Source organism: Roseovarius sp. SK2 (genome assembly GCF_028807495.1).
In the GTDB taxonomy this organism is placed as follows: Bacteria; Pseudomonadota; Alphaproteobacteria; order Rhodobacterales; family Rhodobacteraceae; genus Roseovarius; species Roseovarius confluentis.
Window position 1 is genome coordinate 185,421 of the sequence record NZ_JARAMK010000011.1, and the last position, 15,150, is coordinate 200,570.

13 protein-coding genes, 2 tRNA genes, 1 pseudogene and 1 other annotated feature are annotated in these 15,150 nt (G+C 62.0%); of the genes and pseudogenes, 8 read left to right on the top strand and 8 right to left on the bottom strand.

Annotated features, from left to right (window positions below; translation table 11 throughout):
* Positions 1 to 807, bottom strand: a complete 807-nt coding sequence (gene fabI, locus PVV74_RS18995) for an enoyl-ACP reductase FabI (protein ID WP_103764257.1) — start codon at positions 805 to 807, stop codon at positions 1 to 3.
* A gap of 179 nt (positions 808 to 986) precedes the next feature.
* Between fabI and pdxH the strand changes: the two genes are divergently transcribed.
* The 5 genes from pdxH to PVV74_RS19020 all read left to right on the top strand — a co-directional run bounded on the left by pdxH (position 987) and on the right by PVV74_RS19020 (position 7,137).
* Complete coding sequence (gene pdxH / locus PVV74_RS19000) at positions 987 to 1,592, top strand: pyridoxamine 5'-phosphate oxidase (protein ID WP_103764258.1); 606 nt, start codon at positions 987 to 989, stop codon at positions 1,590 to 1,592.
* A gap of 119 nt (positions 1,593 to 1,711) precedes the next feature.
* Positions 1,712 to 2,251 (top strand): cold-shock protein, encoded by a 540-nt coding sequence (locus PVV74_RS19005; protein ID WP_103764290.1) that lies wholly within the window; start codon positions 1,712 to 1,714, stop codon positions 2,249 to 2,251.
* Positions 2,215 to 2,706, top strand: a complete 492-nt coding sequence (locus tag PVV74_RS19010; RefSeq protein ID WP_170067247.1) for a DUF192 domain-containing protein — start codon at positions 2,215 to 2,217, stop codon at positions 2,704 to 2,706. The genes PVV74_RS19005 and PVV74_RS19010 overlap by 37 nt, the downstream gene beginning before the upstream one ends.
* A 98-nt stretch (positions 2,707 to 2,804) precedes the next feature.
* A tRNA-Pro gene (locus PVV74_RS19015) sits at positions 2,805 to 2,881 on the top strand.
* Between the two features lie 587 nt (positions 2,882 to 3,468).
* On the top strand, positions 3,469 to 7,137 hold the full coding sequence (locus PVV74_RS19020) for a vitamin B12-dependent ribonucleotide reductase (RefSeq protein WP_274594323.1): 3,669 nt from the start codon (positions 3,469 to 3,471) through the stop codon (positions 7,135 to 7,137).
* Between the two features lie 275 nt (positions 7,138 to 7,412).
* Here PVV74_RS19020 and PVV74_RS19025 read toward each other — a convergent pair whose 3' ends face one another.
* The 3 genes from PVV74_RS19025 to rocF all read right to left on the bottom strand — a co-directional run bounded on the left by PVV74_RS19025 (position 7,413) and on the right by rocF (position 10,076).
* On the bottom strand, positions 7,413 to 7,994 hold the full coding sequence (locus PVV74_RS19025; protein ID WP_274594324.1) for an FkbM family methyltransferase: 582 nt from the start codon (positions 7,992 to 7,994) through the stop codon (positions 7,413 to 7,415).
* Between the two features lie 82 nt (positions 7,995 to 8,076).
* Complete coding sequence (locus PVV74_RS19030; protein ID WP_245890527.1) at positions 8,077 to 9,129, bottom strand: ornithine cyclodeaminase; 1,053 nt, start codon at positions 9,127 to 9,129, stop codon at positions 8,077 to 8,079.
* Between the two features lie 17 nt (positions 9,130 to 9,146).
* Complete coding sequence (gene rocF, locus PVV74_RS19035; RefSeq protein WP_274594325.1) at positions 9,147 to 10,076, bottom strand: arginase; 930 nt, start codon at positions 10,074 to 10,076, stop codon at positions 9,147 to 9,149.
* A gap of 115 nt (positions 10,077 to 10,191) precedes the next feature.
* Between rocF and PVV74_RS19040 the strand changes: the two genes are divergently transcribed.
* Positions 10,192 to 10,620, top strand: a complete 429-nt coding sequence (locus PVV74_RS19040) for an Lrp/AsnC family transcriptional regulator (RefSeq protein WP_274594326.1) — start codon at positions 10,192 to 10,194, stop codon at positions 10,618 to 10,620.
* On the opposite strand, the gene PVV74_RS19045 is transcribed toward PVV74_RS19040, so the two are convergent.
* Positions 10,617 to 11,093: a disulfide bond formation protein B gene (locus PVV74_RS19045; protein ID WP_274594327.1), complete on the bottom strand. Its 477-nt coding sequence runs from the start codon at positions 11,091 to 11,093 to the stop codon at positions 10,617 to 10,619. The genes PVV74_RS19040 and PVV74_RS19045 overlap by 4 nt on opposite strands.
* Before the next feature lie 74 nt (positions 11,094 to 11,167).
* Positions 11,168 to 11,782 (bottom strand): exopolysaccharide biosynthesis protein, encoded by a 615-nt coding sequence (locus PVV74_RS19050; RefSeq protein WP_103764263.1) that lies wholly within the window; start codon positions 11,780 to 11,782, stop codon positions 11,168 to 11,170.
* Between the two features lie 128 nt (positions 11,783 to 11,910).
* On the opposite strand from PVV74_RS19050, the gene PVV74_RS19055 reads away from it, so the two are divergent.
* A tRNA-Leu gene (locus PVV74_RS19055) sits at positions 11,911 to 11,996 on the top strand.
* 78 nt (positions 11,997 to 12,074) lie between these two features.
* Here PVV74_RS19055 and PVV74_RS19060 read toward each other — a convergent pair.
* Positions 12,075 to 12,944: a tyrosine-type recombinase/integrase gene (locus PVV74_RS19060; RefSeq protein ID WP_274594328.1), complete on the bottom strand. Its 870-nt coding sequence runs from the start codon at positions 12,942 to 12,944 to the stop codon at positions 12,075 to 12,077.
* 477 nt (positions 12,945 to 13,421) lie between these two features.
* Between PVV74_RS19060 and PVV74_RS19065 the strand changes: the two genes are divergently transcribed.
* Positions 13,422 to 13,601 (top strand): hypothetical protein, encoded by a 180-nt coding sequence (locus tag PVV74_RS19065; protein WP_274594329.1) that lies wholly within the window; start codon positions 13,422 to 13,424, stop codon positions 13,599 to 13,601.
* Between the two features lie 39 nt (positions 13,602 to 13,640).
* Here the strand turns inward: PVV74_RS19065 and PVV74_RS19070 are convergent.
* A pseudogene (locus PVV74_RS19070) lies at positions 13,641 to 14,862 on the bottom strand (IS3 family transposase).
* Positions 14,465 to 14,581, bottom strand: a sequence feature (AL1L pseudoknot). (Overlaps the previous pseudogene by 117 nt.)
* Positions 14,863 to 15,150: the final 288 nt, after the last annotated feature.

Consider the following 15,150-nt stretch of genomic DNA (forward strand, 5'->3'; position numbering starts at 1 on the left):
TCAGCTCTTGTCGATATCCGGCGCGTCGACGGCCTTCATGCCCACGATGTGATAGCCCGCGTCAACGTGCAGGTTCTCGCCCGTGGTGCCGCTGCCCAGATCGCTGAGAAGATAGAGCGCCGATTTGCCCACGTCCTCGATCGTCACGTTGCGGCGCAGGGGCGAGTTCAGTTCGTTCCACTTCAGGATATAGCGGAAATCGCCGATGCCGCTGGCGGCCAGCGTGCGGATCGGGCCGGCGGAGATGGCGTTCACGCGGATACCGTCGCGGCCCAGATCCTCGGCCAGGTATTTCACCGACGCCTCCAGCGCGGCCTTTGCGACGCCCATGACGTTGTAATGGGGCATTACCTGCTCGGCACCGTAATAGGTCAGCGTCAGCATCGAGCCGCCGTCGGTCATGAGTTTCTCGGCGCGGTGGGCCACGGCGGTGAAGGAATAGACCGAGATGTCCATCGTCTTGATGAAATTCTCGCGGCTGGTGTCCACGTAACGGCCGCGCAGCTCGTTCTTGTCGGAAAAGCCGATGGCGTGGACAAGGAAGTCGATCTTGCCCCATTTCTTTTCCAACTCGTCGAACAGCGCCCCGATCGAGGCCATGTCGGCGACGTCGCAGGGCAGGACGGTGTCGCTGCCCAGCTCTTCGGCCAGCGGCGCCACGCGTTTCAACAGCGCCTCGCCCTGGTAGGAGAAGGCCAGTTCGGCACCGGCGTCGGCGCAGGCCTTGGCGATTCCCCATGCAATGGATTTGTCATTGGCCAATCCCATGATCAGCCCACGCTTGCCCGCCATCAGTTGATTTGACATTCAGTGCCCTCGGCCCACTTCGCTTGTCTGACTGCTTTAGGCGATTGCCAAAGGTGCATCAAGCCAAAGACCGGATGCGACGGCATGCGGGCGCCAGAGCGTGGCGGGCGGGTCAGGTTGCACTTGCGCAATCGTGCGTCGCGGTCTAGCGCGGGCTGGGACAAGACGGGAAGGACTGAATGGCTGACAGAACCGGAAAATTCGCGGGCGACGATCCGTTCGAGATCGCCCGCGCGTGGCTGGCCGAGGCGGAAGCCGCGGAAATCAACGATCCCAATGCCATGGCACTGGCGACGGTGGACCCCGACGGCCTGCCCAACGTACGCATGGTCTTGCTGAAAAGCATCGGTGCGGACAGTTTCGTCTTCTACACCAATTACGAAAGCGCCAAGGGGTCCGAGATCGCGGCCAGCGGCAAAGTCGCGCTGGTGCTGCACTGGAAATCGCTCCGCCGCCAGATCCGGGTGCGTGGCACGGTGACCCGAGAGGACGGGCCCGAGGCCGACGCCTATTTCGCGTCGCGCTCGCTGAAAAGCCGGCTGGGGGCCTGGGCGTCGAGACAATCGCAGCCCTTGGAATCTCGTACGGATTTGATGGCCGAGGTCGCTCGCGTGACCGCCGCCAAGGGGCCGAATCCACCGCGTCCCGAGTTTTGGGGCGGGTTCCGTATCGCTCCGGTTGAAATCGAATTTTGGGCGGATGGCGCGTTCCGTTTGCATGATCGGTTCGTCTGGCGCCGCGAAGCACTTGAAAACGCTTGGGAAATTACACGACTCAGCCCGTAGGGTGAACAAAGCGCAAGCATGCAAACCTTTGATCGCTATGTGATTCTCTTGAATACGCCGCGCACTTCGGCGCAATATTCGTGAACAGCCTGAAAAGAAGGCGCAACCGGACAGTGAACGTGGAAAATTCGGCAGACGGCACCAGGCAATTGCATGGCCATGTGAAATGGTTCGATCCCGTCAAGGGGTTCGGCTTCGTCGTGGCAGACGAAGGCGGCCCGGATATCCTGTTGCATGCCAATGTGCTGCGGAACTTCGGCCAAAGCTCGGTCGCCGACCGGGCGGGCATCCTGCTGACCGTCCAGGAAACCGAGCGTGGCGTTCAGGCCGTCGAGGTGCTGCAGATCGAGCCGCCCGAGGATGCCGACTCCACCGGGCTTGCCGACCTGGAAGGCGTCGACCCCGAGGTGATCCGATCCGCCCCGCTGGAACCGGCGCGGGTGAAGTGGTTCGACAAGGGCAAGGGGTTCGGATTTGCCAACACCTTCGGACGCGACGAGGATGTCTTCGTTCACATAGAAGTGTTGCGCCGGTCGGGCCTTGCGGACTTGCAGCCGGGCGAGGCGCTTGCCATTCGTGTGATTGAAGGGAAACGCGGCCGGATGGCCACGGAGGTGTGTGGATGGGAAATGGCGGTCAAGGAATCCAAAGACTCCTGACAGGCGCGGCGGCGCTGGTATTGATGGCGGGCGCGGCGATGGGTGCCTGCCGCGAAGACAAGGTCGACCTGCGCGGCGACTGGGGCTCGGCCAGCTTTACCGTGGAACTGGCCGACGACAATGCCGAACGGGCGCAGGGCCTGATGAACCGCGAAAGCATGGCGCGCTCGGCGGGGATGCTTTTCGCTTATCCGGCCCCGCGCCCGGTGCGGTTCTGGATGCGCAACACGCTTATTCCGCTCGACATGATCTTTCTCGATCAGGCCGGCACGGTGCAAAAGGTGCATCACGAAGCCCAGCCGCTGGACGAGTCGCTGATCTATGGCGGCGATGCCATCCAGTACGTGCTGGAGATCAATGGCGGGCTGGCCCGGCAGATGGGCATTTCCGAGGGCAGCGAATTGCGTCATCCGGTGATCGGAGACAATGCGGCCTGGCCCTGCGACGCCGAATAGGTCTACGTGCGCCCGGGATGACATGTCGCCTAGTTTTCGGGCGCGTCGCAAAGGGGCTTTCCATTCGATGCAAAGCCCTCTAAACGGGCGGCACGGTCCGGGGCGTGGCGCAGTCTGGTAGCGCACCTGTTTTGGGTACAGGGGGTCGTAGGTTCGAATCCTGCCGCCCCGACCATTTTTTTCCGACATGACGATGATGACACGCGGGGCACTCGCCTTTGGGTCGATTCTGTGGATAACACAGTTGAGCGTGTTGCCGGGACACGCGCCCGCACTATGTATGGGTTCTTGCGTGCCCGGAACACCACATCTGGTGGGTTGTCGGTCCCTTGCCCATGCCCATACCGAACTCGTTTGTTCAGAACCGGCTAAGCCACACGGATAAAAGCGCTTTTTTCGCCCCTTTTTTGGGCGGGCGTCGACACGCGCTCGGAAATGAATCGGGGCGAGCGCAAAACCGCCGCTGTGGATAAGCCGGTCAACTGAATTTTTTAGGTCATCTTGGTAAAAAATCCGTTGACCGTTTGTGGCTACATACGTCAGGTTGTGCAGGCGGATCAGTAAGCCACAAGATATAGTGGCGCGGATCTGGGTAGGGACAGAAACCCAAGACTTCCACCGGCAGGGCCGGACAAAGCCAGGTGCGACCGGATGCGGCGCATCGGCAGGTATGGGTTTTGCTCCCGGTCCACTGAGACGCGAGGGTTTGCGGCCAGAAAGGTCGTGCTGGTCATAATAACGCTGGATCATGGGGCAGCCAAAATGAAGATCGAAAGAAAGTTTACCAAGGCAGGTCAGGACGCTTATGCGGAGCTGGACTTCGTCACCACGAGTTCGGAAATCCGCAACCCTGACGGCACCACCGTCTTCAAGCTGGACGAGGTCGAAGTCCCCGCCAAGTGGAGCCAGGTCGCCAGCGACGTGATTGCCCAGAAATATTTCCGCAAGGCCGGCGTTCCGACCGCGTTGAAGAAGGTCGAGGAAAAGGACGTGCCCGAGTTCCTGTGGCGCTCGGTTCCCGCCAGAGACGACACGCCGAAAACCGGCGAAACCAGCGCCAAGCAGGTGTTCGACCGGCTGGCCGGCGCCTGGGCCTACTGGGGCTGGAAGGGCGGCTATTTCACCACCGAGGAAGACGCCCGCGCCTATTTCGACGAGATGCGCTTCATGCTGGCGCGTCAGATGGCGGCGCCCAACAGCCCGCAATGGTTCAACACCGGCCTGCACTGGGCCTATGGCATCGACGGCCCCGGCCAGGGCCACTACTACGTGGATTTCAAGACGGGCGAACTGACCAAATCGAGCAGCGCCTATGAGCACCCGCAGCCCCATGCGTGCTTCATCCAGTCGGTCAAGGACGACCTTGTCGGCGACGGTGGCATCATGGACCTGTGGGTGCGCGAGGCCCGCCTGTTCAAGTACGGATCAGGAACCGGCACGAACTTCTCGTCGCTGCGGGCGGCCAACGAGCCGCTGTCGGGCGGCGGCAAGTCCAGCGGCCTGATGGGTTTCCTGAAGATCGGCGACCGCGCGGCGGGCGCGATCAAGTCGGGCGGCACCACGCGCCGCGCCGCGAAGATGGTGATCTGCGACGTCGACCACCCCGATATCGAGGATTTCATCAACTGGAAGGTCATCGAGGAACAGAAGGTGGCGTCCATCGTCGCCGGCTCCAAGATGCACGAGGCCAAGCTGAATGATATCTTCGGCGCGATCCGCGCCTGGGACGGCAGCACCGAGGATGCAGTCGACCCCAGCAAGAACGAGCAGCTGAAGACCGCCATTCGCGGCGCGAAAAAGTCGGCGATCCCGGAAACTTACGTCAAGCGGGTGCTGGACTACGCCAAGCAGGGCTACGAGAGCATCGAGTTCCCGACCTACGACACCGACTGGGACTCGGAAGCCTACGCCAGCGTCTCGGGCCAGAACTCCAACAACTCGATCCGCGTGACCGATGCCTTCCTGCAGGCGGTCAAGGACGACGCGATGTGGCCGCTGACCAACCGGACCGACGGCAGCGTGGTCAAGGAAATCCCGGCGCGTGAGCTGTGGGAGAAGGTGGGCCATGCCGCATGGGCCTGTGCCGATCCGGGCATCCAGTACCACGACACCGTCAACGCCTGGCATACCTGCCCGGAAGACGGCGCGATCCGCGGCTCGAACCCGTGCTCGGAATACATGTTCCTCGACGACACGGCTTGCAACCTGGCCTCGATGAACCTGCTGCAATTCTTCGACGGCAATACCTTCGATTCGGAAGCCTATGTTCACGCCACGCGCCTTTGGACCGTGACGCTGGAGATCTCGGTCACCATGGCGCAGTTCCCCAGCCAGGAAATCGCGCAGCTGAGCTACGAGTTCCGCACGCTGGGCCTGGGTTACGCCAATATCGGCGGCCTGCTGATGAACATGGGCTACGGCTATGACAGTGACGAGGGCCGCGCGCTCTGCGGTGCGCTGACCGCGATCATGACCGGCGTGGCCTATGCCACCTCGGCCGAGATGGCCAAGGAACTGGGGCCGTTCGCCGGCTACAAGCGCAACAAGGCGCATATGCTGCGGGTGATGCGCAACCACCGCAACGCCGCCTATGGCGCGACCGAGGGCTATGAAAAGCTGGCCGTGAAACCCGTGCCGCTGGACCTGGCCAACGTGCCCGACAGCCGCCTGGCCGATTTGGCGATGGCAAGCTGGGACGAGGCGCTGACGCTGGGCGAAAAGCACGGCTACCGCAACGCGCAGTCGACCGTGATCGCGCCCACCGGCACCATCGGCCTGGTGATGGATTGCGACACCACCGGAATCGAGCCCGACTTCGCGCTGGTCAAGTTCAAGAAGCTGGCCGGTGGCGGCTACTTCAAGATCATCAACCAGTCGGTGCCCGCCGCGCTTGAAAAGCTGGGCTATGGCAGCGCCGAGGTCGAAGAGATCGTCGCCTACGCCGTGGGTCACGGCACCATCGGCAACGCGCCGGGCGTCAACCACACCACGCTGGCCGGTCACGGCTTTGGCGCCAACGAGCTGGCCAAGGTCGACGCGGCGCTTGGCAGTGCCTTCGATATCCGCTTCGTCTTCAACCAGTGGACGCTGGGCGAGGAGTTCTGCAGCAACGTGCTGGGCATCCCGGCGGAAAAACTGAACGACCCGACCTTCGACCTGCTGGCCTCGCTGGGCTATTCCAAGCAGGACATCGAGGCGGCCAACGACCACGTTTGCGGGACGATGACGCTGGAAGGCGCACCGCACCTCAAGGAAGAACATTACGTGGTCTTCGACTGCGCCAACCCGTGCGGCAAGAAGGGCAAGCGCTTCCTGTCGGTGAACTCCCACATCGACATGATGGCGGCGGCGCAGTCGTTTATCTCGGGCGCGATCTCCAAGACGATCAACATGCCCAACGACGCCACCATCGAGGATTGCCAGGCCGCGTATGAACGCAGCTGGCAGATGGGGGTGAAGGCCAATGCGCTCTATCGCGACGGCTCGAAACTCAGCCAGCCTCTGGCCGCCGCGCTGGTCGAGGATGACGACGAAGCCGCCGAGGTGCTGGAGAGCGGGTCGGCACAGGAAAAGGCCGCCGTTCTGGCCGAGAAGATCGTCGAAAAGGTGATCGTCAAGGAAGTGGTCAAGTCGCACCGCGAGAAGATGCCGGAGCGTCGCAAGGGCTATACCCAGAAGGCCGTCGTCGGCGGGCACAAGGTTTACCTGCGCACGGGCGAATACCAGGACGGTTCGCTTGGCGAGATCTTCATCGACATGCACAAGGAAGGCGCGGGTTTCCGGGCGATGATGAACAACTTCGCCATCGCGGTCTCGGTCGGCCTGCAATACGGCGTGCCGCTGGAGGAGTTCGTGGATGCCTTCACCTTCACCAAGTTCGAACCGGCGGGCATGGTGCAGGGCAACGACAGCATCAAGAACGCGACGTCGATCCTGGACTATATCTTCCGCGAACTGGCGGTCAGCTACCTCGACCGCACGGACCTCGCACATGTCAAACCCGAAGGCGCGTCGTTTGACGACCTCGGTCGCGGCGAAGAGGAAGGCGTGAGCAATATCAAGGAGATGTCGGGCGAAGCTGCCTCGAAATCCCTCGAAGTGCTCAAGCAGATCAGCTCGACCGGCTACCTGCGCAAGCGTCTGCCCCAGGAACTGGTGGTGCTGAACGGCGGGGCCGCGCTGGCCACGGCGCTGGACAGCGGTGACCCCGAGACGGCTCTGCAAACGCTGGTGCCCGAGACCAAGACTGTCAGCGCGACGACCAGCACGACGGCGGTCTCAACTGGCACGTTGGGCATGAACGCCGCGACCAAGGCGCGGATGCAGGGCTACGAGGGCGAGGCCTGCGGCGAATGCGGCAACTACACGCTGGTGCGCAACGGCACCTGCATGAAGTGCAACACCTGCGGCGCGACGAGCGGGTGTAGCTGAAGAAACACACATCCCTGGGGGATGTGCAGGGGCGGTCCCGGCTTGGCGTTAGGCCGGCCGCCCCGACGAGACAGGCCAGCGGCGCGAGACATCGCGCGGGGTCTGAAGACTAGGGTGGGGGCAGACTATCGCTCTGACCCATCCTGATCCGGGGCGGGTGCGCTCGCCCCTGACGCAGCTCAGGCCGCAGGCAGAAACCGGGCGGTACATAAAGAGTGAGCCTGAGCGGCGAAACTAGACCCGGGGGGCTTCGGCCCCCCGTTTTTCTTTGTCTCTCAGGGACGTAGCTGCCATTCTTCCCAGACGAAGGGGTAAGACCAGACGCAATGATGGGTCTTGTCCAGCCGGGCGCGGATATCGTCGCGCAGCGCCTTCATGTCGGGTTCGAACAGGTGAAACTGCACTTGCAGCCGGTCGATCCTGGTGATGTCGCCGGTCTCGATCAGTGCGGGCAGCAGGTCGTATTCGCTGCCCTCGATATTCACTTTCATCAGTGCGATCCGGTCCACCGGCGTATGGGCGAAGAAATCCGACACCGACATGGTCTTGACCTGGAAGGCGCGGTCATGATCGGCCACCGAAGACGACGCATCGCCCGCATCCGAAAGCTCCATCGTGCCGGTCGTCGACCCGATGGCCAGCTGGTGCATCTGCGCGGCGGGCTGCTGGTCCAGCACGGCATCGGTCCATTCGCCGCGAGAGGCGCCCAGGTCGAACACCACGTCGCCCGGAACAAGATTGCCATACTGGTAAAGCCGCGCCGCGCCGTTCTGCCGCCGCCACATGCGGCAGGCATCGTAGAAGGCGGCCTTCCACGGGTTGCGGCGACGGTCGAGCCATCGGGTGAGTGGGGCCATCGGCACGCTCTTTCCTTGTGGTGTTCGCGCGACGTGATAGCCAAGTTCACCGCCCAAGACGAGAGCGGATCGGTCCTCGGCGTCAGGGCGTCGCGCGCTGCACCATGCCGAAAAGATCGCGCGGGTCGTCCGGGTCGGCCAGCAGGTCGAGATCCAGAAAGCAATCCGTGCCGGGGATGTGGTCGCGGATGTAGCGCAGCGCACTGAAATCCTCGATGGCGAAGCCGACGCTGTCGAAAAGCGTGATTTGCCGGTCGCTGGTCCGCCCTGGCGCGGCCCCCGACAGGACCTGCCAGAACTCGGTGACCGGGTGGTCCGGGTCCATTTGCTGGATCTCGCCCTCGATCCGGGTCTGCTCGGGGTATTCCACGAAGATGTCCGAGCGGGTCAGGATCGCCGGTGCAAGTTCCGTCTTGCCGGGACAGTCCCCGCCGATGGCGTTGATATGCACCCCTTCGCCGATCATGTTGTCGGTCAGGATGGTGGCATATTGCTTGTCCGCCGTGCAGGTGGTGATGATCTGCGCGCCTTCCATGCTTTCCTCGGCGCTGTCGCATTCCACCACGTTCAGGCCCAGCCCCTTGAGGTTGCGCGCGGCCTTGCGCGTGGCGGCCTTGTCGATGTCCCACAGACGCACGGTCTTGAGGCCAAGGACGGCCTTCATCGCAAGGCTCTGGAATTCCGACTGCGCGCCGTTGCCGATCATCGCCATGGTGTCCGCGCCCTTGGGCGCAAGGTGCTTGGCCACCAATGCCGAGGTGGCCGCCGTGCGCAGGGCGGTCAGCACCGTCATCTCGGTCAGCAGGACGGGATAGCCTGTGTCGACATCCGCCAGAAGGCCAAAGGCGGTCACGGTCTGCAAGCCGTCCTTGGTGTTCTTGGGGTGGCCGTTCACGTATTTGAAGCCATAGGCCTCGCCGTCCGAGGTTGGCATCAGCTCGATCACGCCCACGTCCGAGTGGCTGGCCACGCGGGGCGTCTTGTCGAAGAGCTCCCAACGGGCGAAATCGGCGGCGATGTATTCGGCGAGGCCTTCCAGCATCTTCTCGATGCCGATCTGGTGCACGAGGCGCATCATGTTCTCGACAGAGACGAACGGAACGAAGGCTTTGTCCGAGGGGGCGAGGATGGGCATGTCAGGCTCCTTTGAAATCAGGCGAAGGCGCGGGTCGGGCGGTCGAAGATGCGGCGGCCGAGGGCCGAGGCGGTCAGATCCACCATCACCTGCGCGGTGCGGCCGCGCTCGTCCAGGAAAGGGTTGAGTTCGACGAGATCGAGCGAGGTCATCAGACCACTGTCGCAGATCATCTCCATCACCAGATGCGCCTCGCGGATCGTGGCGCCGCCCGGCACGGTGGTGCCCACGGCAGGCGCGATGCCGGGGTCGAGGAAATCGACGTCGAAGGATACGTGCAGCATCCCGTTCGCCGCCGCGACGGTGTCGAGGAAGGCGGCGAGGGGCCGCGCGATGCCCTGTTCGTCGATGCTGCGCATGTCGTGGCGGTGGGCGGGCGTGGATTGCAGGAATTCGCGCTCATCGGGGTCGACGGAACGCAGGCCGAGGAAGCAGATGTTCTCATACGGCACCGGGTTGGCGACCTGCGGAAACCCGTCAAATCCTTCGCGGCCCGTGGCATAGCCCAGCGGCGTGCCGTGCAGATTACCGGATTCGGTGCTTTGGGGCGTGTGAAAATCGGTATGGGCATCGAGCCACAGTACGAACTGGGGCCGATCCACGCTTGCCGCGTGGTCGGCCACGCCGATCACGCTGCCCAATGACAGCGCATGGTCGCCCCCCAGGAATATGGGCAGGCCGGTCTCCATCGATTTCCTGGCGGAGGCGGCGATGCTCTCGGTCCAGCCGATGGTTTCCGCAGGCTGGACGAGGTGGCCGGGCAGCGAGGCCGGTGCGGTGGCCGGGGCAGAGGCCAGGTTGCCCCAGTCCTCTACCGTATGACCAAGCGAGGCGAGGGATTTCTCGATCCCCGCCACCCGCAGCGCGTCGGAGCCCATCAGGCATCCGCGCCTTGCCTTGCCGCTGTCCACGGGGGCACCGATGAGAATGCAATGCGACGGGGTCATGGCGTGGCTCCTTTTGGTGTTGGCCAGAATGTTGTTGCTAAAAAGATCGGATTGAAGCAGGTATTTTGTCCATAACGAAAGTAAAATAGGCAAAACGGAGGCTTTGTTCTGCGAAATGGATGCGGTGGATCAGAAACTGCTGTCGGCGCTGCGCCATGACGCGCGCGCGTCGCTGTCGGAACTGGCGATGACGCTGGGCGTGTCACGCACCACGGTGCGGTCGCGGATCGACCGGCTCAAGGTCTCGGGCGAGATCGTGGGCTTTACCGTGGTGGTCAAGCAGGACACGGTCCGTGACCCGGTGCGGGGGCTGATGATGCTGGGGATCGAAGGGCGCGGCACCGAACGGGTGGAACGGCGCCTGCGCGGGCTCTCCGCCGTGCGGGCCTTGCACAGCACCAATGGCCGCTGGGACCTGATTGTCGAGATCGGGGCCGAAACGCTGGAGGAACTCGATACCGTGCTGGCCGAGATCCGGCGCTTCGAGGGCGTCGCGACCTCCGAGACCAGCCTGCTGCTGAGTACGAAGAAACAGGCCGGTTAGGCTGTGCGGCGCAGCGCCATCGCCCAGAAAACCGCGAAGAGCAATGACGCCAACATGTTCCAGCTGGCCATCGACAGGCCCAGCATCTCCCACGGGACCTCGTCGCAGCGCACCAGCGGCGCGGACATGATCTGGTCCATCAACTCGTCGGTGCTCATGCCGCTGGTGCTGCCCGCGGTGCACGAGGAAGGGCCTTCCCACCAGCCGCGTTCCACGCCGGTGTGATAGCCGCCGATCCCGGCGGTGGTCAGCGCCGCGAGCAGTCCCGCGCCGAGCAGCAGCCGCATCGCCCCGATGCCCAGCGGGACCAGCAGCACCAGCGCCCCGATCGCGATCGCCGCGCCGTGGGGCCAGCGCTGCCAGATACACAGCTTGCAGGGCGCAAGGCCCCCCACATGTTGGAACGCCAGCGCCCCCAGCAGAAGGGCCAGCGAGCCGCCGGCGGCAAGGATCACAAGGGAATTACGGGTCACATTAGCCTCGAACGATAAGGGATGGGTGAATTAGATCGGGTTGGTGCGGCGGTGCAAGCGTTCATCTTGCCGCGTCACAGGCCAAGCCATCCCTTGATCAGGCTGACAAGCGTCGCCCCGGCGAAAATCAGCGTGGCGATCCACGCGGTGCCCAGCACGGCGCCGATCAGCACCAGGATGCCGTCACGCTGCAACAGGCCCATCGCCACCACCACCACGGCAAAGCCCGGCACGGTGTTGGTGGCGGGCAGAGGGACAAGGATCGACGCGCTGAACAGGACCAGCGCCAGGCCGACGACCTGATCCAGCGGCTTGCGGGTCAGGAACGCAAGGCGCGGTTTGCTGACCGCCTCGATTCGGCGCAGCCATGGGCCCGCGCGGCCGGATAGCCTGTGCAGACTGTCGCTGGTGACCTGTCGGGCGGCCAGATTGCCCGGCAGCCACGGCACCCGCCGCCCAATGGCGATCTGGACGGCGACGAACATCAGCGGCAGAGCCACAACCTGCGGCACGCCGTAGAGGAACGGGATGCAACAGGGCAGGGCGAGTATCAGCAGGAACAATCCGAAAGCGCGTTCGTGAAGCTGTTCCAGAATCCAGCCGAGCGACACACGATCGCCCGCCGCAAGAGCTGTCAACTGGTCAAGCCGGTCCGATATCGCGATATCTCCCGGCGGTTTCGCGGTCATTCCTGTGGGCCCTTGGTCAACGGATCGCAAAAGATCGGCAGGTCTCGGGTAGCAAATCGCACGTCCGGACGCCAGCGCCAGTTCGCCTATTGTCCTTGCCCGACGAGTTGGGTACAGGTTGGGTCCGTGCCCAAGTGGCGGAATGGTAGACGCAGGGGATTCAAAATCCCCCGGTAGTGATACCGTGCCGGTTCGAGTCCGGCCTTGGGTACCAATGACTTAGCGGCTTTTGGGCGTGGGAGAATCAGACGCGGTCACGGTGCTCGGTCACGGTTTCACGTTCCGTTCCAGCTCATTCCATTCGCTTAATTGCGGCTTTCGACAGAGTCAGCTTGTTTGCCCGCTTGCGGTAATAGGCCACCATTTCGGCGCTCTGGCCGGTAACGGCTTGGATTTCGGCGTCTGACGCGCCGGCCTCGGCCAGCTCAATTATTGCGAGCTTGCGCAGCCCGTGTAGGCTGAAGGGCTTTGCCGGCTCACCCATCGTATCGCGACACGTCCGAAAGGCTTTCTCGACGGGGTTATAGCCCATCGGCTCAGTCAGGTTCTTCGCCAGGATATACTTACCGCGCCTTGGCAGCTCTCCAACGAACTCGCGCAACGATTTCGGGCAATAGACTTCAATTTCCTGTTTTCCCTTTTCGTCGCGCACGGTCATGGTTTCGCCGTGAAACTGATCTTGCTGCATGGTGATGGCGGCGTTCGGGCGCTGGCCGGTGCCGAGGATCAGACGCGCGGCGATCTGCACGCGCTCGGGCGCAGAATCGAGCTGGCGCACCATCCAATCAGGCCACGGCTCAAACTCGCGGGCGGGCTTGTGCGAACCCAGCTTCTTTGCCGAGTTCAGGCCAAGCGGCCAATCCAGTTCGGTCACGGCGTAATTCCAGAGAAGGGAAATCGTCTGCGCGTACTTTGTCGCCTTGCGCGGCGTCTCCGCTGCTATGGCGTTGATGGCGGCGCGCACAACTTGCCGCGTGGTCTTGCTCATGTCCTTGCCAGCGTTCTTTTCGAGAAGGGCGTCCATCATGCGGCGATAGCTGGTCTTTGTGCTATTAACTAGATTGTGCTGGATCTGAGCATCGCTGCGCCAAGCCTCGATGCATTCGCGCCATGTGTGTTTGGCAGGTGCGGCTTGCGCTTCATGCTGGCCGCACTGCGCCATCCAATAAAGTCGCTCCAATTCTTTAGGGTTGCCTTTCCAATCTAGAAAGACCGACCTCGTGCGCTCTTTACCGCCTGTCTAGCCCCGAATGACCGGGCCATTTCTTCGTAGAGTCTCGGGCACCGGCGGTCAGAAGAAGATCAAACCCTGAACAGAGCTAACTGATAAATGCGGACTCCAAGGGGAGCAGGTCTTGGCCAACCCGGCTCCGTTACCAGGTAACTTCCATACGAAGGAGAATGCATTAGCGTAATTGCTAGCCATACACGGCAGCATCAACTGCAGAGGCTGTATGTACAAAAAATCTAAAGCGTCTGGTCTGATACGGCAGAACTTTGTTATTCCAAACGACCTTTTGATTGATTTGCGTGCAACAAAGATTTTTACCAAATTTTTACTAGGTGATGCCACTCCATTACACTGTCGAGAGAACGACTATTCGGAGAAAACTAGAACCATTAATTGGGGAAGAAAACAATGAACAAAGGTTGGTTTTACGAAGTGATGTTGGATTTGGAATGGTTCGCCAACGAAAATGAGATGCCGAAAACAGCTCGGGAGCTAAGAAAAATACTGCCCAAAATAGCAGAAGAGATGACCGCCCTCGAGGACCTGAAGGGCGGCGTTCGCATTTCGTTTAATGGCACTCCTGTGTAGTGAACCGCGCCGGGTTTGCCGTAGGCTGATTGACCTTAGTTACGCGGCCACGTCTGATGCTCCCAGAGCAGCGTAGAAGTTTGCCTTGGCCTCAGCTGGCGGTATGTTTCCGATGGGTTCCAGCAGGCGGCGGTTGTTGAACCAATCCACCCATTCGAGTGGGGCGTAGTCCACGGCATCGAAGCTGCACCATGGTCCACGCCGGTGAATGACCTCCGCTTTGAACAGCCCATTGATCGTCTCGGTCAGGGCGTTGTCGTAACTTTCGCCAACGCTGCCGACGGACGGTTCGATCCCCGCTTCGGCTAGGCGCTCGGTATAGCGAATGGACAGATATTGCGATCCGCGATCCGAATGATGAACCAGACCCGATCCAGGTTGCCGCTGATGCACGGCCTGCTCCAAAGCATCCAGAACAAACCCAGCATGGGCCGTTCGACTGACCCGCCAGCCCACGATGCGACGCGCGAAGGCATCGATGACGAAAGCCACGTGAACGAAACCCTGCCATGTCGCCACATAGGTAAAATCGCTGACCCACAGCATGTTCGGAGCAGGTGCCTTGAACTGACGGTTCACCTTGTCCAGCGGACATGGCTGAGACTTGTCCGGGATGGTCGTCCTGTGTTTCTTGTCACGGGTGACGACTTCGAGCCCAATGTCCTTCATCAATCGGGCAACGGTACAGCGGGCCACATCGAAGCCCTCCCGGCGCATCTGGGCCAGACCTTGCGACCGGCGTAGACCTTGTAGTTCTGTTCCCAAACGCGCTCAATCTCAGGCCGTAACGCCATGTCGCGCTTAGCCCGATCCGACAGAAGATCAGGGTTCACCCGTTTGGCCATGTGATCGTAGAAGTTGGACAGGGCAATCGGCAGGTGCTTGCAGATTGGCTCGACCTCAATGGCGTCACGGTGCTCTTCGATAAAGGCGATCATGTCCTGGACCGGCGGTCGAGCTCCGCCTGTGCGAAATACGCCGAAGCCTTCCGCAGTATCTCGTTGGCTTGCTTCAGTTCGCGGTTCTCGCGCTCCAAGGCCTTCAACTTCTCGGCCATCTCGGTCGTGATACCGGCGCGGTCTCCCCGATCGACTTCAGCCTTCTTGACCCACTCGTTCAGCGTCTGCGGCTCGCAACCGATCTTCGAGGAAATCGACGGGATCGCCGACCAGTGGCTCTCATGCTGCCCGACTTTGTCCAGAACCATGCGAATGGCACGCTCGCGCACTTTGGGGGAATATTTGTTCGTCGTCTTGCTCATGATGCTCCTTCCTACTCAGGAGTTGCAGCCTCCGGCAAACCCGGCGCGGTTCACCCCTCAAGGGCTGCATCCATCATACGGATCGAGGAAGCCAATACTGTTCACACGATTACCAGTAGCTCCTGCGCCGGCACGGTTTCTAGGTATCGGTGAGCGGTAAGGAAATTGTTACGATAACTCTGCCCCTGATCGGCCCCATCTAAGTGGTCCAATTTGATTGTTAGTGCATGATCGGCCTTTGGTCCATCTGGACTATGGCTTCTGGCGCAGGCGGGCGATAGCCCAGAG

What these genes read in the sequence shown, in the direction of transcription:
- fabI (WP_103764257.1), bottom strand. Translation starts at nt 807, where the DNA reads ATGTCAAATCAACTGATGGCGGGCAAGCGTGGGCTGATCATGGGATTG.
- pdxH (WP_103764258.1), top strand. Translation starts at nt 987, where the DNA reads ATGGCTGACAGAACCGGAAAATTCGCGGGCGACGATCCGTTCGAGATC.
- PVV74_RS19010 (WP_170067247.1), top strand. Translation starts at nt 2,215, where the DNA reads ATGGGAAATGGCGGTCAAGGAATCCAAAGACTCCTGACAGGCGCGGCG.
- PVV74_RS19020 (WP_274594323.1), top strand. Translation starts at nt 3,469, where the DNA reads ATGAAGATCGAAAGAAAGTTTACCAAGGCAGGTCAGGACGCTTATGCG.
- PVV74_RS19025 (WP_274594324.1), bottom strand. Translation starts at nt 7,994, where the DNA reads ATGGCCCCACTCACCCGATGGCTCGACCGTCGCCGCAACCCGTGGAAG.
- PVV74_RS19030 (WP_245890527.1), bottom strand. Translation starts at nt 9,129, where the DNA reads ATGCCCATCCTCGCCCCCTCGGACAAAGCCTTCGTTCCGTTCGTCTCT.
- rocF (WP_274594325.1), bottom strand. Translation starts at nt 10,076, where the DNA reads ATGACCCCGTCGCATTGCATTCTCATCGGTGCCCCCGTGGACAGCGGC.
- PVV74_RS19040 (WP_274594326.1), top strand. Translation starts at nt 10,192, where the DNA reads ATGGATGCGGTGGATCAGAAACTGCTGTCGGCGCTGCGCCATGACGCG.
- PVV74_RS19050 (WP_103764263.1), bottom strand. Translation starts at nt 11,782, where the DNA reads ATGACCGCGAAACCGCCGGGAGATATCGCGATATCGGACCGGCTTGAC.
- PVV74_RS19060 (WP_274594328.1), bottom strand. Translation starts at nt 12,944, where the DNA reads ATGGCGCAGTGCGGCCAGCATGAAGCGCAAGCCGCACCTGCCAAACAC.
- PVV74_RS19065 (WP_274594329.1), top strand. Translation starts at nt 13,422, where the DNA reads ATGAACAAAGGTTGGTTTTACGAAGTGATGTTGGATTTGGAATGGTTC.